This is a genomic window from Klebsiella sp. 141153 (assembly GCF_032601995.1).
Taxonomy (GTDB): domain Bacteria; phylum Pseudomonadota; class Gammaproteobacteria; order Enterobacterales; family Enterobacteriaceae; genus Klebsiella; species Klebsiella aerogenes.
The window spans coordinates 1-614 of record NZ_JAQIRJ010000033.1 but is presented as its reverse complement, the minus strand read 5'-3'; the positions used below and the strand labels follow the sequence as shown (position 1 = coordinate 614).

At 41.4% G+C, this 614-nt stretch carries 2 protein-coding genes; both read left to right on the top strand.

The window, feature by feature from the left end:
- On the top strand, positions 1-108 hold a 108-nt coding region (locus tag PGS10_RS24940; RefSeq protein WP_316423639.1), incomplete at its 5' end, for an ASCH domain-containing protein.
- 202 nt (positions 109-310) lie between these two features.
- Positions 311-529 (top strand): DUF7661 family protein, encoded by a 219-nt coding sequence (locus PGS10_RS24935; RefSeq protein ID WP_015366962.1) that lies wholly within the window; start codon positions 311-313, stop codon positions 527-529.
- The last annotated feature ends 85 nt before the right edge of the window (positions 530-614 follow it).

The following is a 614-nucleotide window of genomic DNA, read 5'->3' as shown; positions in this document are numbered from 1 at the left end:
CTTGAATACTGGAAGAAAGAGCATCAGCGATTTTTCATCCGTGAAGGTCATTTTTCTGAGGATATGGAGTTGATCGCAGAAGAATTCGAAGTGGTTGAGGTGCTGTAATCGGAGATAAAATTGCTGATGTTTATCTATCACCCTTTTCATAAACGTCCGCTCCTGGCACGAAGCGGTCAGCATGCAGGATCACCAGAACTGTCATGACAAAAGAAGATGTTGTCCTCTAACGAATGCAGGATTTATTCTCTGCCTTTCTTATTCGAAGTAATATAACGTGTGGTTTGATTGACATTACTGGAGGTATAACATGTTGGTTTATAATGTCTTTGGTCGATACCTTGGCATTCTGCGTAAGAATGAGTGCTGGTTGGTTTTTCGAGTAGATCTGACAGAAAGAAAGTATTCCCGTATCTATGACGTTGTTATTCCAGATGATCTGGCAGAAGATGAAATTGCAGGCTGGTTAGATGATATTTTCCATGAAGCTGCAACCGAACGTCATCCAGATGTTAAACGCATCGAATAATTAATTGATCAAATTATCAATATCCGCTTCTGGCGCGACGCGGACTGCCTGAATAGCCGTACGATCTCTATGAATGAAAGGTGGA